The 16,863-nt window shown below is 67.5% G+C and carries 17 protein-coding genes and 2 tRNA genes; 9 read left to right on the top strand and 10 right to left on the bottom strand.

Annotation, left to right across the window (positions count from 1 at the left end):
* Positions 1 to 94: 94 nt before the first annotated feature.
* The 5 genes from FQU85_RS10590 (at position 95) to FQU85_RS10570 (ending at position 5,183) form a co-directional block, all read left to right on the top strand.
* Positions 95 to 1,759: a type II/IV secretion system ATPase subunit gene (locus FQU85_RS10590; protein WP_145847684.1), complete on the top strand. Its 1,665-nt coding sequence runs from the start codon at positions 95 to 97 to the stop codon at positions 1,757 to 1,759.
* Positions 1,756 to 3,831 (top strand): type II secretion system F family protein, encoded by a 2,076-nt coding sequence (locus FQU85_RS10585; RefSeq protein WP_145847682.1) that lies wholly within the window; start codon positions 1,756 to 1,758, stop codon positions 3,829 to 3,831. Before FQU85_RS10590 ends, FQU85_RS10585 begins: the two co-directional genes overlap by 4 nt.
* Positions 3,828 to 4,454, top strand: coding sequence for a class I SAM-dependent methyltransferase (locus FQU85_RS10580; RefSeq protein ID WP_145847681.1), 627 nt, complete (start codon positions 3,828 to 3,830; stop codon positions 4,452 to 4,454). Before FQU85_RS10585 ends, FQU85_RS10580 begins: the two co-directional genes overlap by 4 nt.
* A gap of 208 nt (positions 4,455 to 4,662) precedes the next feature.
* Positions 4,663 to 4,733: transfer RNA gene (locus FQU85_RS10575), tRNA-Gly, on the top strand.
* A 183-nt stretch (positions 4,734 to 4,916) separates the two neighbouring features.
* Positions 4,917 to 5,183 (top strand): hypothetical protein, encoded by a 267-nt coding sequence (locus tag FQU85_RS10570; protein ID WP_145847679.1) that lies wholly within the window; start codon positions 4,917 to 4,919, stop codon positions 5,181 to 5,183.
* A gap of 149 nt (positions 5,184 to 5,332) precedes the next feature.
* Here FQU85_RS10570 and FQU85_RS10565 read toward each other — a convergent pair whose 3' ends face one another.
* On the bottom strand, positions 5,333 to 5,761 hold the full coding sequence (locus FQU85_RS10565; RefSeq protein ID WP_145847676.1) for an adenylyltransferase/cytidyltransferase family protein: 429 nt from the start codon (positions 5,759 to 5,761) through the stop codon (positions 5,333 to 5,335).
* Complete coding sequence (locus FQU85_RS10560) at positions 5,758 to 6,237, bottom strand: Mov34/MPN/PAD-1 family protein (RefSeq protein ID WP_145847674.1); 480 nt, start codon at positions 6,235 to 6,237, stop codon at positions 5,758 to 5,760. The genes FQU85_RS10565 and FQU85_RS10560 overlap by 4 nt, the downstream gene beginning before the upstream one ends.
* 95 nt (positions 6,238 to 6,332) lie before the next feature.
* Here FQU85_RS10560 and FQU85_RS10555 point away from each other — a divergent pair, with 95 nt between their 5' ends.
* Positions 6,333 to 8,216: a DHH family phosphoesterase gene (locus FQU85_RS10555; protein ID WP_145847672.1), complete on the top strand. Its 1,884-nt coding sequence runs from the start codon at positions 6,333 to 6,335 to the stop codon at positions 8,214 to 8,216.
* Here the strand turns inward: FQU85_RS10555 and FQU85_RS10550 are convergent.
* A complete protein-coding gene (locus tag FQU85_RS10550; protein WP_145847670.1) occupies positions 8,155 to 9,732 on the bottom strand; it encodes a phospholipase D-like domain-containing protein in 1,578 nt (525 codons plus the stop codon). The genes FQU85_RS10555 and FQU85_RS10550 overlap by 62 nt on opposite strands.
* Positions 9,733 to 9,800: 68 nt before the next feature.
* Here FQU85_RS10550 and FQU85_RS10545 point away from each other — a divergent pair, with 68 nt between their 5' ends.
* Entirely contained in the window at positions 9,801 to 10,037 is a 237-nt protein-coding gene (locus tag FQU85_RS10545) for a hypothetical protein (protein WP_145847656.1), read from the top strand.
* On the opposite strand, the gene FQU85_RS10540 is transcribed toward FQU85_RS10545, so the two are convergent.
* Together FQU85_RS10540 and FQU85_RS10535 are read right to left on the bottom strand one after the other, a co-directional pair.
* Entirely contained in the window at positions 10,034 to 11,338 is a 1,305-nt protein-coding gene (locus tag FQU85_RS10540) for a HEAT repeat domain-containing protein (protein ID WP_145847654.1), read from the bottom strand. The genes FQU85_RS10545 and FQU85_RS10540 overlap by 4 nt on opposite strands.
* Positions 11,339 to 11,364: 26 nt before the next feature.
* Positions 11,365 to 12,054 (bottom strand): protein sorting system archaetidylserine synthase, encoded by a 690-nt coding sequence (locus tag FQU85_RS10535; RefSeq protein WP_145847652.1) that lies wholly within the window; start codon positions 12,052 to 12,054, stop codon positions 11,365 to 11,367.
* 88 nt (positions 12,055 to 12,142) lie between these two features.
* Here FQU85_RS10535 and FQU85_RS10530 point away from each other — a divergent pair, with 88 nt between their 5' ends.
* Positions 12,143 to 12,631: a plastocyanin/azurin family copper-binding protein gene (locus FQU85_RS10530; protein WP_145847650.1), complete on the top strand. Its 489-nt coding sequence runs from the start codon at positions 12,143 to 12,145 to the stop codon at positions 12,629 to 12,631.
* On the opposite strand, the gene FQU85_RS10525 is transcribed toward FQU85_RS10530, so the two are convergent.
* From FQU85_RS10525 to FQU85_RS10510, 4 genes are read right to left on the bottom strand one after another with little or no spacing between them, the layout of a single operon-like run.
* The gene (locus FQU85_RS10525; protein ID WP_145847647.1) at positions 12,632 to 13,264 is read right to left on the bottom strand and encodes a 30S ribosomal protein S3ae; all 633 of its coding nucleotides are present in this window, start codon (positions 13,262 to 13,264) and stop codon (positions 12,632 to 12,634) included.
* Positions 13,261 to 13,500: a KEOPS complex subunit Pcc1 gene (locus FQU85_RS10520; RefSeq protein ID WP_145847645.1), complete on the bottom strand. Its 240-nt coding sequence runs from the start codon at positions 13,498 to 13,500 to the stop codon at positions 13,261 to 13,263. The genes FQU85_RS10525 and FQU85_RS10520 overlap by 4 nt, the downstream gene beginning before the upstream one ends.
* Positions 13,497 to 14,606, bottom strand: a complete 1,110-nt coding sequence (locus FQU85_RS10515; RefSeq protein WP_145847643.1) for a hypothetical protein — start codon at positions 14,604 to 14,606, stop codon at positions 13,497 to 13,499. The genes FQU85_RS10520 and FQU85_RS10515 overlap by 4 nt, the downstream gene beginning before the upstream one ends.
* Positions 14,607 to 15,071 (bottom strand): 30S ribosomal protein S15, encoded by a 465-nt coding sequence (locus FQU85_RS10510; RefSeq protein WP_145847641.1) that lies wholly within the window; start codon positions 15,069 to 15,071, stop codon positions 14,607 to 14,609. It abuts the gene before it with no gap.
* A gap of 213 nt (positions 15,072 to 15,284) precedes the next feature.
* On the opposite strand from FQU85_RS10510, the gene FQU85_RS10505 reads away from it, so the two are divergent.
* A tRNA-Ala gene (locus tag FQU85_RS10505) sits at positions 15,285 to 15,356 on the top strand.
* Positions 15,357 to 16,005: 649 nt separating this feature from the next.
* On the opposite strand, the gene FQU85_RS10495 is transcribed toward FQU85_RS10505, so the two are convergent.
* The gene (locus FQU85_RS10495; protein ID WP_145847639.1) at positions 16,006 to 16,617 is read right to left on the bottom strand and encodes a class I SAM-dependent methyltransferase; all 612 of its coding nucleotides are present in this window, start codon (positions 16,615 to 16,617) and stop codon (positions 16,006 to 16,008) included.
* Between the last annotated feature and the right edge of the window lie 246 nt (positions 16,618 to 16,863).

The following is a 16,863-nucleotide window of genomic DNA, read 5'->3' as shown; positions in this document are numbered from 1 at the left end:
TGCACTATGTCGAACGATACGTGTTCACACGGCTTGAACGTGACGCCGACCCCGCCGACAGGATTTAAGCGCACGGCCGCCGAACCCCGAGTGAATGTCGAGCGAACTCTTCGACGGCCTCTCCGACTCCCTCTCGACGCACGCCGCCGACCTCAAGTGGCGACTCCAGCGGCTCACCGACGTCCTGCGCGGCACGCACGTCTCCGTCGAAGACTACCGCCCGAGCGAACACGACCCCCTCGTCGACTTCGACGGCCTCGACGGCTTCGAGGAAGTCGAACGCTACTGGGTGAACGCGCCCTACGCCTTCATCAGCATCAACTACAACGACGCCGACAACGAACACCGGTACGCCGTCGTCGAACCGAGCCTCGACGACTTCGAACGCGACCTCCTCGACCAACTGTTCGAGGACATCCGAGACACCCTCATTTTCAGCGCGCGCTACGACGCCGACGACCCCGAGCGCGTGCTCCGCGAGCAGATGCGGGACGTGCTCTCCGAGTACGGCGTCGTCGTCGAAACCGAGAGCTTCCACCGCCTCTTCTACTACCTGTTCCGGGCGTTCGAGGGGTTCGAGAAGATAGACCCCTTGATGCAGGACAACCACATCGAGGACGTGTCCTGTGACGGCTACGACATCCCCCTCTTCGTCTACCACGACGACTACAACGACATCCAGACCACCGTCGAGTTCTCCGAGGACGAACTCGACTCCTTCGTCGTCCGCCTCGCCCAGCAGTCCGGCCGCCACATCAGCATCGGCGACCCCGTCACCGAAACGACGCTTCCGGACGGCTCCCGGGCGGAACTCGCGCTCGGCCAGGAAGTGACGCCGCGCGGGAGCGCGTTCACCATCCGCCAGTACGACGAGGAACCGTTCACGCCCGCGCGCCTCATCGACCTCAACACGTTCGACTTAGACCAGATGGCGTACCTCTGGCTCGCCATCGAATCCAACAAGTCCCTCATCTTCGCCGGCGGCACCGCGTCCGGGAAGACCACGTCGATGAACGCCATCTCGATGTTCGTCCCGCCGCGCTCGAAAGTCCTCACCATCGAGGACACGCGCGAACTCACGCTCTACCACGACAACTGGCTCTCCAGCGTCACCCGCGAATCCCTCGGCGAGGGCGAGGACATCACGATGTACGACCTCCTGCGCTCGGCGCTCCGCCACCGCCCCGAGTACATCATCGTCGGCGAGGTTCGCGGGAACGAGGCGATGACGCTCTTCCAGGCGATGAACACCGGACACACGACGTACTCCACGATGCACGCGGACAGCGTGCAGACCGTCATCAACCGCCTGGAGAACGAACCCATCAACGTCCCGCGCGCGATGATTCAGAGCCTCGACATCCTCTGCGTGCAGACCCTGACGTACGTCGGGGACGACCGCGTGCGCCGGAACCGAACCATCGCCGAAATCGAGGGCATCGACCAGCGCACCGGCGACCTCGACTACTCCACGGCGTTCGAGTGGCGCGCGAGCGGGGACAGCTTCCAACAGTTCGACAGCATCGTCCTCGACGAAATCCGCGACGAGCGCGGGTGGTCGCGGGGCGAACTCCTCCGCGAACTCCGCAACCGGAAGAAAGTCCTCCAGTACCTCGTGGAGAGCGGCGTCACCGACTACCGACAGTTCACCGCGCTCGTCAACGAGTACTACGCGCACCCCGAACGCACAGTCTCCCGCATCGAGGGGCGCGTCGACGCGGACATCAGCGACGCCGAGATGGTCGCGGACGAGGGATGATCCTCGAACTCCTCCCGCTGTTCGTCGTCCTCCTCGGAGCGCTCGCGTTCGCGCTCGCGCCGGTCGTCCCCCGCATCGACCGCGTTCTCACGCGGCTCGCGATCGCCGCGTTCGGGCCGTACGCGCGCCAGCGCGAACACGTCAACACGCGCCAAGTCCAGGCGTTGCACGGCGCGCACGTCGACACCACGTACCGCGTGTACGCCGCGAAGACCTTCCTCTACGCCACTGTCACCGCGCTAGTCGCGAGCCTCCTCACCGTCTACCTCGTCGCTGGCGTCCTCCTCGTCCTGCTCGCGCCGAGCGGCGCGGTGCTCCGCGCCCGCCTCCCCGCCACCGTCGCCTCGCTCGCCGGAAGCGGCAGTCTCTCCGCCCTCCAGTTGTTCGTCGTCTTCCTGTTGAGCGCCGCGACCGTCGGCGTCGCCGTCGCGCTCGCCACGTATCGCTTCCGGTGGTCGATGCTCTCCTACCGAGCGAGCGAACGCCGCCGCCGCATCGACGCCACGCTCAAACGGAACGTCGCGTTCATGTACGCGCTCTCCCGGAGTGGCATGGCGTTCCCCGAAATCCTCCGCATCCTCGCGCGCAACCGGGACGTGTACGGCGAGACCGCGACCGAGATATCGGTCGCCGTGAAGGACATCGACCTGTTCGGCGCGGACGTCATCGGCGCGATGCGACGCATGGCGGACCGCACGCCGAGCGACGAGTTCAGCGAGTTCAGCGAGAACCTCGTCAGCGTCCTCCAGAGCGGCCAGAGCCTCCCGGACTTTCTCCGCGACGAGTACGAGTACTACAAGGAGGAGTCAGAATCCCAGCAACAGCAGTTCCTCGAACTGCTCGCGACGCTCGCGGAAGCCTACGTCACCGTGTTCGTCGCCGGGCCGCTCTTCCTCATCACCATCCTCGTCATCGTCGGCCTGGTCTCCGGCGGCATGCTACCCGTCCTCCGCGCCGTCGCCTACATCGTCCTCCCGCTCGCCACGCTCGGGTTCGTCGTCTACCTCGACAGCGTCACCGAGGACTCCCATATCTCGCGCGGCGACCGCGGCGACCGAGACGACGTTCGCTTCCAGGACATCCCGCGGCGGCGCGAAACAACGGTGACGGACGGCGGCCAGCACGACAACGTCGCCCGTCTCGCCATCCACCGTCGCCTCGAACCCATCAAGCACCGACTCCGCCACCCCATCGAACGCATCCGCGCGAACCCCGAATCCATCCTCGTGCTTACGGTTCCGCTCGCACTCCTCTACGTCGGCGTCGACGCGTGGTTCGCGTACACCGCAGGCGATCTCGGACTGCGCGCGGTCGACGACCCCGTCATCCTCGCGTCCATCGGCGTGCTCGCGACGTACGCCGGCGTCTACGAACTCGAAAGCCGCCGCATCAAGAACATCGAGGCCGCCATCCCCGACCTCCTCGAACGCCTCGCGAGCACGAACGAGGCGGGGATGCCGATCGTCGCGAGCTTCGGGCGTGTCGTCGGCAGCAAACTCGGAGCGCTCTCCGAGGAACTCAAGAAGACGTGGACTGACATCCGGTGGAACGGCCGCGTCGAACCCGCGCTCGAACGGTTCGAGACCCGGATTCAGACGACGACTGTGACCCGCGTCGTCACCCTCATCACGAACGCGATGAACGCGAGCGGTGACATCGGCCCCGTCCTCCGCATCGCCGCTGACGAAGCGAAAGCCACCCAGCGCCTCCGCCGCGAACGCCGGAACGAACTGCTCACCTACCTCGTCGTCATCTACCTCGCGTTCTTCGTCTTCCTCACCATCGTCGTCGCGCTCGACACGATGTTCATCCCGAGTCTCCCCTCGGGTGAACTGCTCTCCGCCGGTTCGCCCGCCGGCGGGTCGGCGGCCGGCATCAGCGACCTCGGCATCGGCGGCGCGAACGTCGATAAGGCCGCGTACAGCCTCGTGTTCTTCCACACGTGCGCCGTCCAGGCCGTCTGCTCGGGGTTCGTCGCCGGACAGATGGGGGAGGGGAGCGTGAAAGCCGGCGCGAAACACGCGACCGTGATGCTCACAATCGCCTACGTCGTCTTCCTCGCGTTCGCATGACGCGAAACGTCCACGAGACCTACGACCGCATCGCCCGGCACTTCTCTCAGACCCGCGAGTACGCGTGGCCGGAAGTCGAGGACTTCGTCGCCGACGAACACGCGACGCGAGCGCTCGACATCGGCTGTGGGAACGGCCGACACACCGAACTACTCGCCGCCCGCGCGGACACAGCCGTCGGCGTGGACGCGAGCCGCGGACTGCTCGACGAAGCGGTTGCTCGCGCCGCCGACCGCGGCTTCGACGCGGCGTTCGTGCAGGGCGACGCCGCGCGCCTCCCCGTTCGCGAGTCCGGATTCGAGCTCGCAGTGTACGTCGCGACCATCCACCACCTGCCGACGCGGGACGCTCGCCGCGCGAGCCTCGACGAACTCGCCCGCGTCCTCACGCCGGGTGGTCGCGCGCTCGTGAGCGCGTGGAGCACCGCCCACTCGAAGTTCGACCGAACCGACGGCTTCGACACCACCGTGGACTGGACGCTTCCCGGCGGCGACACCGTCCCCCGGTTCTATCACATCTACGCGCCCGACGAGTTCCGCTCGGACATCGACGCCTCAGCGCTCTCCGTCCTCGACTTCGAGCTGTCGAGCGGGAATTGCTACGCGACCGTCGAGAAAGGCTAACAGTCCGGACTCGCCCGTCAGCACGCGGCGTCCGGACGGCCCCCAGTCCGCGCGACAGCACCTACTACAGCATCCCCCTCCTGCACCCGTCATCCGACGTGACCTCTCGCACGAAAGGAAACATCAATAAACGACCGCCGGATAGAACGAAGCGCACACCGATGTTGAGCAAACCGCCGGTTTGCGATGCGCGGTGTGACAGACGCGAGCACCGATGGTCTAGTGGCAGGACCTGAGCCTTCCAAGCTCATGGCCCGGGTTCAAATCCCGGTCGGTGCATGTTCTCCGAGCGAAGCGAGATAAACTGCACAGAGCTTTGAGCCCCGCAGTCGCGCGCAGTGAGTGAAACGAACGAGCGCGTCGGGCTCCGGTTCAGATCCCGGTCGGTGCAGTTTCTGTCGAACACATGGGGGAGCCGCTGCTAACGGGGTTTCTATGTGGCTGGGGTCTCTGATGGGCGGTATGTCCGAGTTCGAGTCCGACCTCGATACGGCGCGTTCGCTCCTCGACCGTGAGGGATTGGATGGGTTCTTCGTCGGTGTGGTGGACGGCGAGGAGTTGGATTACGTGTTGTCGCACGAGTTCGAGGACGCGGAGACGACGGGAATGCGGGCGTTGAGCCTGTTGGCGGCGCACGTGGAGTCGTTCTCGACGCAGGCGGGCGTGCCGCCGGAGCAGGTGGCGGAGGACGTGGTGCGGTTGTTGGACGCACAACCGCGGGAGGATTAGCTGAATCGAGGCACTAAGCCCCCTTCCTCAAGGAGCAACGCAGGGAGCAAAGCGACCGAGTAGCGCAGTAGGGAGGGGATACAGTGCCTCGATTCAGCTCAAGGAGCGAACGGCGTCAGCCGTGAGCGAGTAGGGTAGGGTAGGGTAGTTCACTCGCAGCGCTGGTCGATGATGCGGTCGATGATGTCGCCCGTGGAGAGCAGTTCGTCGTCGTGCTGGGGTTCGCGGGGAGACGCGCGTTCGACGGTGCAGTCGATGCCGCGGTCGTCGAGTTCCGCCTGAATCGCCGCGGAGTCGTGGTGCTGGTCGTAGCCGAGCGCGATGATGTCCGGGTCGATGTCTTCGATGGGCGCGAAGATGTCCGACTCGTGGCCGATTCGGGCGTGGTCGACGGCGTCGAGCGCGGCGACCACGTCCCGGCGCTGTTCGTTCGACAGAACCGGTTTCTCCTTGTGGCCGACGTTCTCACGGCGCGCGATGATGACGTGAAGTTCGTCTCCCATGTCCGCGGCGTCGGTGAGGTAGTGGACGTGCCCGGGGTGGATGATGTCGAACGTGCCCTGTGCGACGACCTTCATAGCTCCTCGTCGATGTCCGCCTGTGTGAATTCGAAGAACGATTCGGGGTCGGGGAGGTCGACATCCAGCACGTCGAGCGAACGGGGTTCGCCGTCGCGGTCGAACGCCCGCCAGCAGTCCGACTCGTAGGGCGCGCCCATGATGACGTGCACCGACCACTTCCCGAACATGGAGCGGTCGGCCGCGCTCGGCTCGAGAACGCCGTTCGGGTGAGAGTGAATGCTCCCGATGGTGTGCGAGTCGTTCGGCACGAGGTTCGACTGCAGGGTCGCCTGTACGGGACTGGACTCCGTACCGGGAACGACGAGCACGTCAGTGATGATGTCGCCGTCGCTGTCGACGCCGAGATCGCTCGCGGGCGTGCCGCGCAGCACGCCCAGGTACTCGTCGGGATGCGTGTCGGCGGCCGCCGACAGCGCGAACGAGAGCGTGTCGGCCGCGATGCCGACGACGTCCCGCCGCGAACGGAACAACATACGGGGGTATCGCGGCGCGGCGACTCTAAGGGTTGCGATACCCCGGAGTCGGCCTTTCGGGAGAGTTAAAAGCCGCGACACCCACCTGTGTCCTAATGAGTGACTCTCGTTCTGACGACCGCTCGGTCGTCTATCGGCTCTCCCCCGACTGTACGTCGGACGCCATCGAGGTCGGTGAACGCTACCACGCCCGCGTGAATGGCGTGGTCGAGTACGGCGTGTTCGTCGACGTCTCCAAGCACGTCTCCGGCCTCGTCCACGAGTCCGACATGCCCGACGGCGCGTCCTACGACGTGGGCGACGACCTCGTCGTCGAACTCGCAGCCGTCCGCGACAACGGCGACCTCTCCTTCGAACCCGTCGCAGACGCCGGCTTCGAGACCGTCGAACGCTCCGTCCAGTACGACGTAACGGCGGTCGACACCCTCGACGACCGCGTCGGCGACACTGTTCACCTCGAAGGCGAGGTCGCGCAGGTGAAGCAGACGGGCGGCCCGACGATCTTTCGCGTGCGCGACGAGACCGGCGTCGCGCCCTGCACGGCCTTCGAGGAGGCCGGGGTTCGCGCGCACCCCGAAGTCGCCCTCGAAGACGTCGTGCACGTCACCGGCGAAGTCGAGACCCGCGAGGGGAGCGTGCAGGTCGAAATCGAGGATATCGACGTGCTGGACGAGCCCACTGCGAGCGACCTCCGCGAACGCCTCACCGCCGCCGTCGCCGAGCGCGCCGAACCCGTGGAGACGGAACCGCTCGTCGAGTGGCCGGCCCTGGAAGGACTCCGTGACGACCTCCGCGAGGTCGCGCGCGAGCTCCGGAAGACCGTCCTCGAATCCCGCCCCATCCGGATGCGCCACCACGCGGACGGCGACGGGATGTGCGCGAGCGTCCCCGTCCAGCTCGCCCTGGAGCAGTTCATCGACGCCACCCATCAAGACGACGACGCGAAACGCCACCTCCTCAAGCGCCTCCCGAGTAAGGCCCCGTACTACGAGATGGAGGACGCGACCCGCGACCTGAACTTCGGGCTCGAAGACCAGGCGCGTCACGGCCAGAAGCTCCCGCTCCTCCTCATGCTCGACAACGGAAGCACCGAGGAGGACACGCCCGCGTACGAGGCGCTCGACCACTACGACATCCCCATTCTCGTCGTCGACCACCACCATCCCGACCCCGAGGCAGTCGACCCGTTCGTCGACGCGCACGTCAACCCCTACCTGCACGGCGAGGACTACCGCATCACCACGGGAATGCTGTGCGTCGAACTCGCTCGCATGATTTCGCCCGAACTCGACGGCGAACTCGACCACGTTCCCGCCGTCGCCGGGCTCTCCGATCGCTCGAAGGCGGACGCGATGTCGGACTACCTCTCGCTCGCCCGCGAGGCCGGCTACGACGAGGAGTTCCTGCACGCCATCAGCGAAGCCCTCGACTACGAGGCGTACATGCTCCGGTACGACTCGGGCGCGACGCTCGTGAACGACGTGCTCAACGTCGGCGGCGACGAGGAACGCCACCGCGACCTCGTCCCGTTCATCGCCGAGAAAGCGGAGGCGGCGGTCAACCGCCAGTTGGACGCGGCGATGCCGCACGTCGAACACCGTACGGTCGCGAACGACGCGAACCTCTACACCATCGACGTGGAAGAACACGCTCACCGCTTCCAGTACCCTGCGCCCGGAAAGACGACGGGCGAGATTCACGATGAGAAGGTTGTGGAGACCGGCGAACCCGTCATCACTATCGGCGTCGGCCCCGACTTCGCCGTCCTTCGCTCCGATGGAGTCCGCCTCGACATCCCCGAGATGGTGACGGAACTGAACGACGAACTCCCCGGTGCAGGCGTCTCCGGCGGCGGCCACCTCGTCGTCGGAAGTATTCGGTTCGTCCCCGGGATGCGCGAGCAAGTGCTCGATGCGCTCATCGAGAAGATGGCGGACGCGGAACTCGACGAGGAACTCCGCTCCGCCCCGACCCGGTAAACGACACTCGCCGCCACACCACCCTCGCCGCTCCGAGAACGACGACTACCACCCCCGAGAGCGCGCCAAGTGGAAGTCTCCACACGCCGCCCCGCCAGTCCGAGCGAAACACGTCAGCGTAGTACGCCGCAATCCGTTCGCCCCGGAGGACGACCATCACTTCCCGGTTCTCCACCACGGATTCGTGGTTCCAGTTGAGGCTCCCGACGAGCACGGCATTCTCGGTGACCACGCCCTTCACGTGCAGGTGGTCGAAGCGCGACCGTGGGTCGACAACGCGCGCCCGCAGCGGTAATCCCTCTGCTCGCGCAGTCTTCCGAAGGCGTTCGACGAGCGCGCGGTTCTCCTCGCGGACGTACCACGCGCCGCCGAGCAACACGCGGGTTCGGACGCCACGCCGGGCGGCGTCGAGCGTCGCGTTCAGGAAGCGATCGTCGTCGATACGAACCTGCTGGACGAGCAGACGGCCGGTTGCGGCCCGCAGGACATCGAGTGTCGTGTCGTGGCCGTCCTCGGGCGTGACGAACACCGACGCGTCCGCGGTGCCGTTCCACGCCGGGAAGTCGCTCCGATAGGTGGCGGTCGCGGGCGAGCCGTCCTGGAACGTCGCGTTCGCGCGGTACTCGCGCCACGGGATTCCGTCCCGCCACGTGCTGTCCGCGCGGTGGACGACCGCGAGACGGTCGGCGAGACCGGGGTCACGGAGGACGACGCCCCAGCCGCGGGTGGCGTGCCCGCCGACCCCGCCGGGCTTCCAGTTCTCCGAGGTGACGAGCGCGCGGTCGTCCACGACGGCGTACTTCGCGTGATGGTACGCGTACCGCGAGCGCGGTCCGTCCAGCACGCGAACCGCCACGTCAGCGGTGACGAGGCGGTCGAGCACGCGCGCCGACTTCTCGGTGACGCCGCCGACCGGCCCGCCCTCCACGAGCACGCGAACGGGAACGCCGCGGTTCGCGGCGGCCGCGAGCACGCGCGCGATCCGCGGGGCGGAGAACGTGTAGCCCGCGAGAAGCACGCGCTTCTCCGCGCCCCGGAGCGCCGCCAGCACGCGCTCCGGGGCGTCCGGAAGCGCGAACGCCGACACCGGCACGTCGCTCGCGCTCGCCGTCGCGAAGTCCGTCGCGCCGAGCGGCCGCCATCCGCCGTCCGCGAACACCTCGCTCTCCGGCGCGCGCTCGTACGTCAGCCTGTCCACAACCGTCCCGTTCCGCCGGAGGACGAGGGTCTCTCCGCCGTTCGCCAACCGCGGAAACCCCGGTACGCGAACCGGGCGCGCGTCCGTGAGGTTCCGGGCGAGCGCGGGGTCACCGGCGAGGGCGATCCGGCCGGAGACGGTCTCGTTCGGCAATCCGACCGTGTCTTCGCCGTCAGAAAGCGTGTACGCCCCGAGGCTGGTGTTCTCGGGAACCGAGAGCGTGACGTACTCGCCGCGGTCGCCGTCGGTCACCGGGTTCGGGACGACGCCCGCGAACGACATCGAGAGCACGAGGGCGAGGGCGAGGGCGCGGAACACGGCCGGTCTGGGCGCGCCTTCCGATATGAACCCTCGGAGTTTTTGCGGTCGCGTTCGTCGGATCCGGCATGGGTCTCGTAGAGACGCTGCATCTCGCAAGCTACGCCGCCGGCGCGCTCGGCGGCGCGCTCCTGTTCGTCGAAACGTTCCAACTCCCGAGTTACGTCGAGTACGACACCGACTTCGGCTCCTACAGTGTACAGCTCAACCCGCAGGAGGCGAGCGAGTACACGTGGGTCGGCAGAATCGGTTTCCTGCTCGTCGCGCTCGCGTTCGCCGGCCTGTTCGTCGCGACTTTCCTCTAGGCGTCGAGCGCGCGCTGGGCTTTCTGCGCTTCCTGCTGGACGAGGAAACTCCGCTCGTCGGCGTACTCGGCGGCGGCGTCGAGCGCGCGCTTCGTCCCGATCTGGACGAGGGCCCACGCCGCGCTCGCGCGCACGCTCTCGGATTCGTCCGCGTCGGCGAGCACGCCCGCGAGCGGGTCGATAGCGCGCGTGTCACCGAGCAGGCCGAGCGAGCGCGCGGCGACGCTCCGAACGCTCTCGTTCTCCGAGACTAGCTGGTTCGCCACGTCCTGCGTCGCCTCCTCCGACCCGATTTCCCCGACCGCCCGAAGGCCCGCCTTCTGGAGTTCCGGGTTGGATTCGGATTCCGTGTACTCCTGCACCGCGTTGAGTCCGTCCGCGCTCCCTATCTTTCCGATGGCTTCGATTGCCGGGATCTCCCGGCGGTTCGCGAGTTCGCTCAGCTTGTCGAGCGCGTTCTCGTTCCCCATGTGCGTCAGCGCGTCGAGCGCGTGACGCTTCATGTACTCTGAATCCCCCATCTTCTCGATGAGCAGGAGCACCATCTCGGCGTCGTCGCGTCTCTCCCATTCCTTGAGCGCGCTCCACTCCGGCGGGAAGTCCTTGAACTTCCCGCCGAGCGCGTCGTAGTAGCCGTCTCGGCGCAATTGCTCTCGCACGGAGAGGTCAGTCCACTCCTCGGCGTCTTCGATACTGGATTCGAGCGTGTCGGTCGCGTCGAGCAGCGCGGCGATTTCGTCGGCGTCCTCGTCCGCGTCCAGATCGGCGTCCTCGATTGCCGCCACGAAGTCGTCGAACGCGGCCGTGTCGAGGTCGTCCGGCGCCCTCACGTCCGCACTGACGGTGTCGTTCACGGCCGTCGCGAACGCCTGCACGGCTTCCACCACGGCGTCCGCACCGTTCGCCGTCCACCGCGTCCCCTCCACGGTCGTCTTCACGCCGTTCACGTCGCTCACGACAGCCTCGGCGTAGGGGCCGCGCTGGTCTTCGACGCCGCTCCGGATGTCCGAGAGCCGGCTCTCCAGCTCCTCGCGGGGGTCGTCGTCCTCTTCGTCCTCGTCGGGTTCGGGGAGGTTCGCGTCGTCGAGGTCGGACTCGATACCGTCGAGGAGGGCGTCCACGTCGTCGAGGCCGCTCTCGGTTTCGGCGTCGTCGAGCGCCGCCTCGGCGTCGTCGAGTCGTTCCTCGAACGCCGCGACGGTTCCCGGTTCGGGTTCCGCGGCGTCGGTCTCCGCCTCCGCCTCGGCGTCCGCGTCGTTCTCGGCCGGTTGGTCGGCCGAATCCGCGTCCTCGTCGCTCATACAGAGTGCTTCCGTCAGTACGCCTATCAGGGTTTCCCTTCGGTGCGCGGGTAGAACCGGGGGGCGAGGACGAGGTAGGCGAGCGCGAACGCGAGCAGCACTCGAGGGAACGCGTGCCCCGCGATGTCGGGCGCGAGGAGCGCGAGCGCCTGCACGACCCCCATCGAGAGCGCGTGCGCCGGCCGGAGATCCGGGTAGGGGATTCGACTCACCATCAGGGCGACGAACGCGGTGAGCGCGGCGAGCAACACGAGCGGCGTCGCGCCCGCGAGCAGGGCAGCGGCGAGAATCGTTCCGGCGAGCGTCGTCTGCACGCCCCGCGTCTCCGCGCGCCCGGTGTCGTACGCGGTGTAGAGTCCTAACCGCACGACGGCCGCCGCGACGAACAGCGAGCCCGCCACCACGGACGCGAGCACCACCGGGGACTCCACGGGGTTCGCGTCCGCGACCGCGCCGAACACGAGCGCGGCGGGCGCGACGCCGAACGACGCCACGTCCGCGAGCGAGTCGAGCGACTCGCCGACGGGCGTCCCGCCGTACCGCCGCGCGAGCAGGCCGTCGATCGCGTCCACGATGGCCGCGAGCAGGAGGATGCGCGCGGCGAGCGACACGCTCACCGTCGCACCGGCCACCGCAGCGAACCCGAGGCCGGCGTTCACGCTGGTCGCGACGTCCGCCGCTCCCAGCCGGCCCGCGAACCGTGGACGCGGTCGCATACCCAGTCGTCCGCCAGCGGCGTCCTTACGTGTTTATATCGGGCGACGGGATCGGGCCGCCTATTAGGTCGGCGGCGAAAGGTCGTGTATGGACCGTCGTTCGTTCCTGGCGGCAGTCGGCGCGGTCGGCGCGACGGGCGTAGTCGCGGGCGCGGCGAGCGTGCTCGCGGACTCGACCGACTACGACGTGGCGATGCGGTCGAACGCGTTCGCGCCCGTCGAATCGAAGGCCATCGACGTGCCCGCGGACGCCCCCGGCTACATCCCCACGGGCGTGCCGACCATCGAAGTCGAGGTCGGCGAACCCGTGACGTGGCTGAACACGGGCACCCGCTACCACACCGTCACCGGGGAATCCAACGCCATCCCGGATTCCGCGGAGTACTTCGCGTCCGGAGGCTTCGAGAGCGAGGCCGCCGCCTGGGAGAGTTTCGAAACGGACGTCGGAGGCGGCGGCGCTATCCTGCCGAGCGAGTCGTACACGCACGTCTTCGACGTCCCCGGCTGGTATCACTACTACTGCATCCCCCACCTACCCGCCGGCATGGTCGGGAACGTGAGAGTCGTGGAAAAGTAGTTACTCTTCGTCTTCTTCGTCGACGTCGACCGAGGTCTCCTCTTCCTCGTAGACCTCCTCGGGGTGCGCTTCGAGCGTCGTCTTCCCGATTTCGACCCGGCGGAGCGGGTAGATGGTCTTCGCGTCGTTGTAGATGGCGGAGGAGAGCCGGCCCTCGACGATGGAGTCGATGACGTCCTCGAACGCGCGCTCGGTCGCGGCCGTCTCGACGATGTCGATCATCGTGCGGCGGATGGCCTTGCGCTGGGACTCGTCGGCCTGCTTCGTCGTGTACGCCTCGGGCTGAATCTTGATGCGGTAGTCGTCCGCGGTGCGCGCGACGACGACCGCGTGAATCTTCGAGGAGCCGCGGCGGACGAGACTGCGCTTGTAGTCACGGGAGAGCTCGTGCTTCACGAAGCTCGTGTACGCGGTGTCGCTCCCGACGTCGTCCACCTGGAAGGTGAGTTTGACGTTGTTCTCGCCGCTCTGGTCGGTGATTTCGCCGAGCGTCGTTTCGATGGTTCGGTCGATGACCTGTTCGGGTTCGGAAGCGAGGGTCTCACCGAGTTCCGCGCGGTCGAACTGCTCGGGCGCGAGAACGGTGTACCACCGCTTCTGCTGGTTCTTCTTGGAGACGGATCGTTCGCTCATTGTTGTGTAGTGTTGAATCGGTGTGCGTGCTGTGCGACTTCGGCTGCGACGGTGACGTTGACGGTGTAGTCGTCCAGGGTGGTGCGGAGGCCGCCCACGCTGGGGCGTTCGATGTGCGTGACGACCGACTCGTCACGGACCTCCGTCTGCATCTGGGCGGTGTTGTCGGGTCGGACTGCGTTCGCGACCAGGTCGGGGCGTTCGACGCGCGTGCGCACGGTGGCCTCCCGCGTCATAGTTCACCCCGAACGGTCTCCGCGAGGTCGTCGGTAAGATGCGTGCTCGCCGCGAGGTCGCCGCGGCCGCCGACGTGGTCTGCGCCGACGACGGCCGCGAGGACGCGGCGTGCGTCGGCGTCGGTCGTGGCGAGCGACGCCGACTCGTCGCCGAGCGCGAGCGCTGCGGGTTCCACCGAGTGGAAGTCCCGAGCGAGGCGTGCGACCAGCCAGGGGTCGGCGTCGCCGGCGTCGACGGTTACGAGGCCGCTGTACCGCTCCGGCTCTGCGGCCGCGAGCGCGGCGTGAACGGTGTTCGCGGCGTCACGCCACGCGTCGAGCACGTCCGCGCGGTCGCCGCGACCGAGCGCGAACGCCGCGCCGACGCCGGGCGCAGTGCGCGCGACCGCGTCGAGCACGTCCGCGCACCCCTCGACAGTCTCGAAGGAGGCGTCGTCGACGACGTGCGGGCGGAGGACGCCGGAGAGCGCGTCCACGGCGCTCGCGGGCGCGCCGTCCGTGACGTCGAGTGCGACCCGCGAAGCGAGCCGTCGGTGCGCGTCCGCGTCGAGTTCCGCGGGCAGACCGAGTTCGGCGAGCAGCGCGCCCGCCATCCCCTCGTCGCCCGAGAACGAGCCCGAGAGGCGGGTCGAGTGCGCGAGGCCGTCCGCGAGGTCGGCGACCGGAATCCCGACGCCGGGCCGTCGCGTGACGGACACCGCGTCGAGCAGGTCGCCCTGCGGCGTCCAGCCCGCGGAGACCGCGCCCGCGATCGCGAGCGCAGGGTCAGTGGCGTCCGTCGCGAGCCGATCCGCCACTGCGTACGCCGCGAGCGCGCTCGGCCCGTCCGCGTCGAGCGGATGCGCGCCCTCGCCCGCGTCCACGCCGACGGCGAGCGCCGTGTCCGACGCCGCCACCGACGCGACCCGCGACCGAGCGCTCGAACGCGACCGCACGAGCGACACCTGATACGGCGTCTCCAGCGCGTCACACGCACGGGCGAGCTGGCCCGCGGCGGCGAGGCTATCGCCGTCGGCGTGCGCGACGGCGTAGACGAACGCCGCGTCACGCACGCGCTCGGCGAGCGCCGCCGACTCGAACGATGCAGTCCGCCCCGTTGCCGCCATTTATTCGAGGAGGTCGACCGCGTTGTCGTACGAGTAGGTGAAGTCCTCGTCCACCTCGTCGCCCTGGTAGTAGTTCACGAGACGGCGGATCTTCGACTCCGTGTTCTGGAGCGCGCGACGGTTCTGGTGATCCTGACCGTTCTCCTCCACGTGCTCGCGGAGGCGGATCGCCTTCTCCATCAGGTTCCGGAGGTCTTCCGGAATGTCGGCGCGAGCGTCGTTCTCCTCGAGGATTTCCGTGACGCTCTTCCCGGTCGCCAGGGAGACGTCCGGAACAGGCGTGCCCTGCACGCCCTCGTCACGGAGCTTCAACCCGATCTGGCTCGGGTCGAACCCCTGTTCTGCGAGTTCGACGACGCGCTCTTCGATGGCGTCCTCGTCAACGTCACTCCACTCCGGCGGCTCGTCGGCCACGGGCTTCTCCGAACCGGATTGCCCGCGGCGTCGCGTATGCATTCGTGCCATTGTTGATGATTGGAACCGCACGAACCGCAAGCGGCACGCTGGTGTGCCGGCACTACCGCATTCCCAAGCCACCCAATCGGATGGCAGGTCGGAAGTACGGCCGTGCTGTTCCCTACGGAACACGACCGGGTCGAGCCTCTAAAGCGTTTCACTTCCCCCGTGGCTCCGAACCGAGGGTCTTATATGGAAACCCCGGCCAACAAAGGAACGCGAGGGCTCGTAGATCAGTGGTAGATCATCCCCCTGGCACGGGGAAGGCCTCGGGTTCAAATCCCGACGAGTCCATCCACTTCTCGACGCCATACCGGGATTTCGAGAACACACAGCACGAGCGCTAGCGAACGCGAAAACACGACTTCCGGTTCTCGACCCACTCTCTCGACGAAACGAGAGCACTCTCCCGGAGAGTGCGAGTCCTCGCCGTCCCGCGATTTCGAAAGGGAGCGCACCCCCTACGTTCCCGTCTGTCGCTACTGCGGTCTCCCCGCCGGCCAAGACGGCCGAACCTGCCCGGCGCCCGCTAACGGGTGTCCCGGCCGTGACGTGCTACTGCGACGGCCCGCCCGTCGCGCCATCATGCCCCGTTGGCCTCCTGTTCTGTCGAGCCGAGTTCGTACTCCTCGGGGTTCTCGATGAACGCCTCGGCGTCCGCGTCGTAGTCTCCCTCGAGGGAGGCTTCTCCTTTCTCGGTCATCGCGTACACGCCGTTCCGGCGTCGGTGACGGAGACCGTGGTCAGCGAGCTCGCTCAGGCGGCGTGAAATGTGCTGTCGAGAGACGTGTACCAGTTCTGTGTCCTCGATGGGTTTCGGGGAGCTTGGCCCTTCGCTGTCCACCCGCTCCAAAGTTCGACCAAAAGCGAGGGGGCGCGCTCGCGTGGTCGGCGTTCAGCGCTTCGACGACGCCGTCGCGCCCTCACGGTCGATATACCGGTATTAGAGCACGCGGAACACGCGAATCGTGTCGCGTGACGTGGGTTCACAGAGGAGTTCCGCGGCGCCGAGGTCGCCGAACACGCGCTTCCAGTCGCGATGGTAGAGCGGGAAGTCGTCGTTCACGTAACTCACGTCCTGGTCGCCCGCGGTCGGGTTGTTCCCTTCGTTCTCGGCTGTGGCAAGCAAGTCGTCCGTGACGCGCACAACTTCCTCGAACACCCAGCCGTCCTCGGGGTGGACGTGCTGGAGTGTCTCCACGCTGTACACCGCGTCGAACGCGCCGTCCTTGAACTCGGGGAGGACGTCTTCGAGCGCGCCCGCGTGGAACGTTCCGGTGTCGTGGAGGCCGGGGAAGTGCTCGGCCATCACGTCGAACGACTCGGCGTTGATGTCGATGCCGTGGAGGTCTTCGAATCCCCGATCGCGGAGCTGAGCGAGGTGACGGCCGGATCCACAGCCGAGTTCGAGGATCGACGCGTCGTCGTCGAGGTAGTGGCTGAACGCGTCGGCGAGCGTCTCGCTCACGTCGTTCGGCCCGAGGTGCGCGTAGTACTCCGGCGAGAACTCCCCCGAGCGCTCCGCCCAGTCTTCGCGGACGTCGTCCGGTCGCATACCCCGGAACACGCGCGTCCGGCCTTTATACTCCGCGACTCGTCCGAGCTCCGTCCGGCTCTCACGCGCCACCCGGGGGCGCGGCGAGCCTCCTCCGCTACGATAGAGCCGTCCGACGCCGGCACGAAGACTCCGGCAGAGCCTCTGCGACCGGGTGGGACGCGTACCGAACGGCGGTTCGGTACGTCGGCCGAGTGCGTGGTGGAGCTCCACGGGCGATGAAACCCTTATACGCGCTGAGTCCCA

This window comes from Salarchaeum sp. JOR-1 (genome assembly GCF_007833275.1).
GTDB lineage: Archaea > Halobacteriota > Halobacteria > Halobacteriales > Halobacteriaceae > Salarchaeum.
This window is presented reverse-complemented; position numbering and strand designations above follow the sequence as displayed.

Coding starts and splice junctions, on each gene's coding strand:
- FQU85_RS10590 (WP_145847684.1), top strand. CDS start 95: ATGTCGAGCGAACTCTTCGACGGCCTCTCCGACTCCCTCTCGACGCAC.
- FQU85_RS10585 (WP_145847682.1), top strand. CDS start 1,756: ATGATCCTCGAACTCCTCCCGCTGTTCGTCGTCCTCCTCGGAGCGCTC.
- FQU85_RS10580 (WP_145847681.1), top strand. CDS start 3,828: ATGACGCGAAACGTCCACGAGACCTACGACCGCATCGCCCGGCACTTC.
- FQU85_RS10570 (WP_145847679.1), top strand. CDS start 4,917: ATGTCCGAGTTCGAGTCCGACCTCGATACGGCGCGTTCGCTCCTCGAC.
- FQU85_RS10565 (WP_145847676.1), bottom strand. CDS start 5,761: ATGAAGGTCGTCGCACAGGGCACGTTCGACATCATCCACCCCGGGCAC.
- FQU85_RS10560 (WP_145847674.1), bottom strand. CDS start 6,237: ATGTTGTTCCGTTCGCGGCGGGACGTCGTCGGCATCGCGGCCGACACG.
- FQU85_RS10555 (WP_145847672.1), top strand. CDS start 6,333: ATGAGTGACTCTCGTTCTGACGACCGCTCGGTCGTCTATCGGCTCTCC.
- FQU85_RS10545 (WP_145847656.1), top strand. CDS start 9,801: ATGGGTCTCGTAGAGACGCTGCATCTCGCAAGCTACGCCGCCGGCGCG.
- FQU85_RS10540 (WP_145847654.1), bottom strand. CDS start 11,338: ATGAGCGACGAGGACGCGGATTCGGCCGACCAACCGGCCGAGAACGAC.
- FQU85_RS10535 (WP_145847652.1), bottom strand. CDS start 12,054: ATGCGACCGCGTCCACGGTTCGCGGGCCGGCTGGGAGCGGCGGACGTC.
- FQU85_RS10530 (WP_145847650.1), top strand. CDS start 12,143: ATGGACCGTCGTTCGTTCCTGGCGGCAGTCGGCGCGGTCGGCGCGACG.
- FQU85_RS10525 (WP_145847647.1), bottom strand. CDS start 13,264: ATGAGCGAACGATCCGTCTCCAAGAAGAACCAGCAGAAGCGGTGGTAC.
- FQU85_RS10520 (WP_145847645.1), bottom strand. CDS start 13,500: ATGACGCGGGAGGCCACCGTGCGCACGCGCGTCGAACGCCCCGACCTG.
- FQU85_RS10515 (WP_145847643.1), bottom strand. CDS start 14,606: ATGGCGGCAACGGGGCGGACTGCATCGTTCGAGTCGGCGGCGCTCGCC.
- FQU85_RS10510 (WP_145847641.1), bottom strand. CDS start 15,071: ATGGCACGAATGCATACGCGACGCCGCGGGCAATCCGGTTCGGAGAAG.
- FQU85_RS10495 (WP_145847639.1), bottom strand. CDS start 16,617: ATGCGACCGGACGACGTCCGCGAAGACTGGGCGGAGCGCTCGGGGGAG.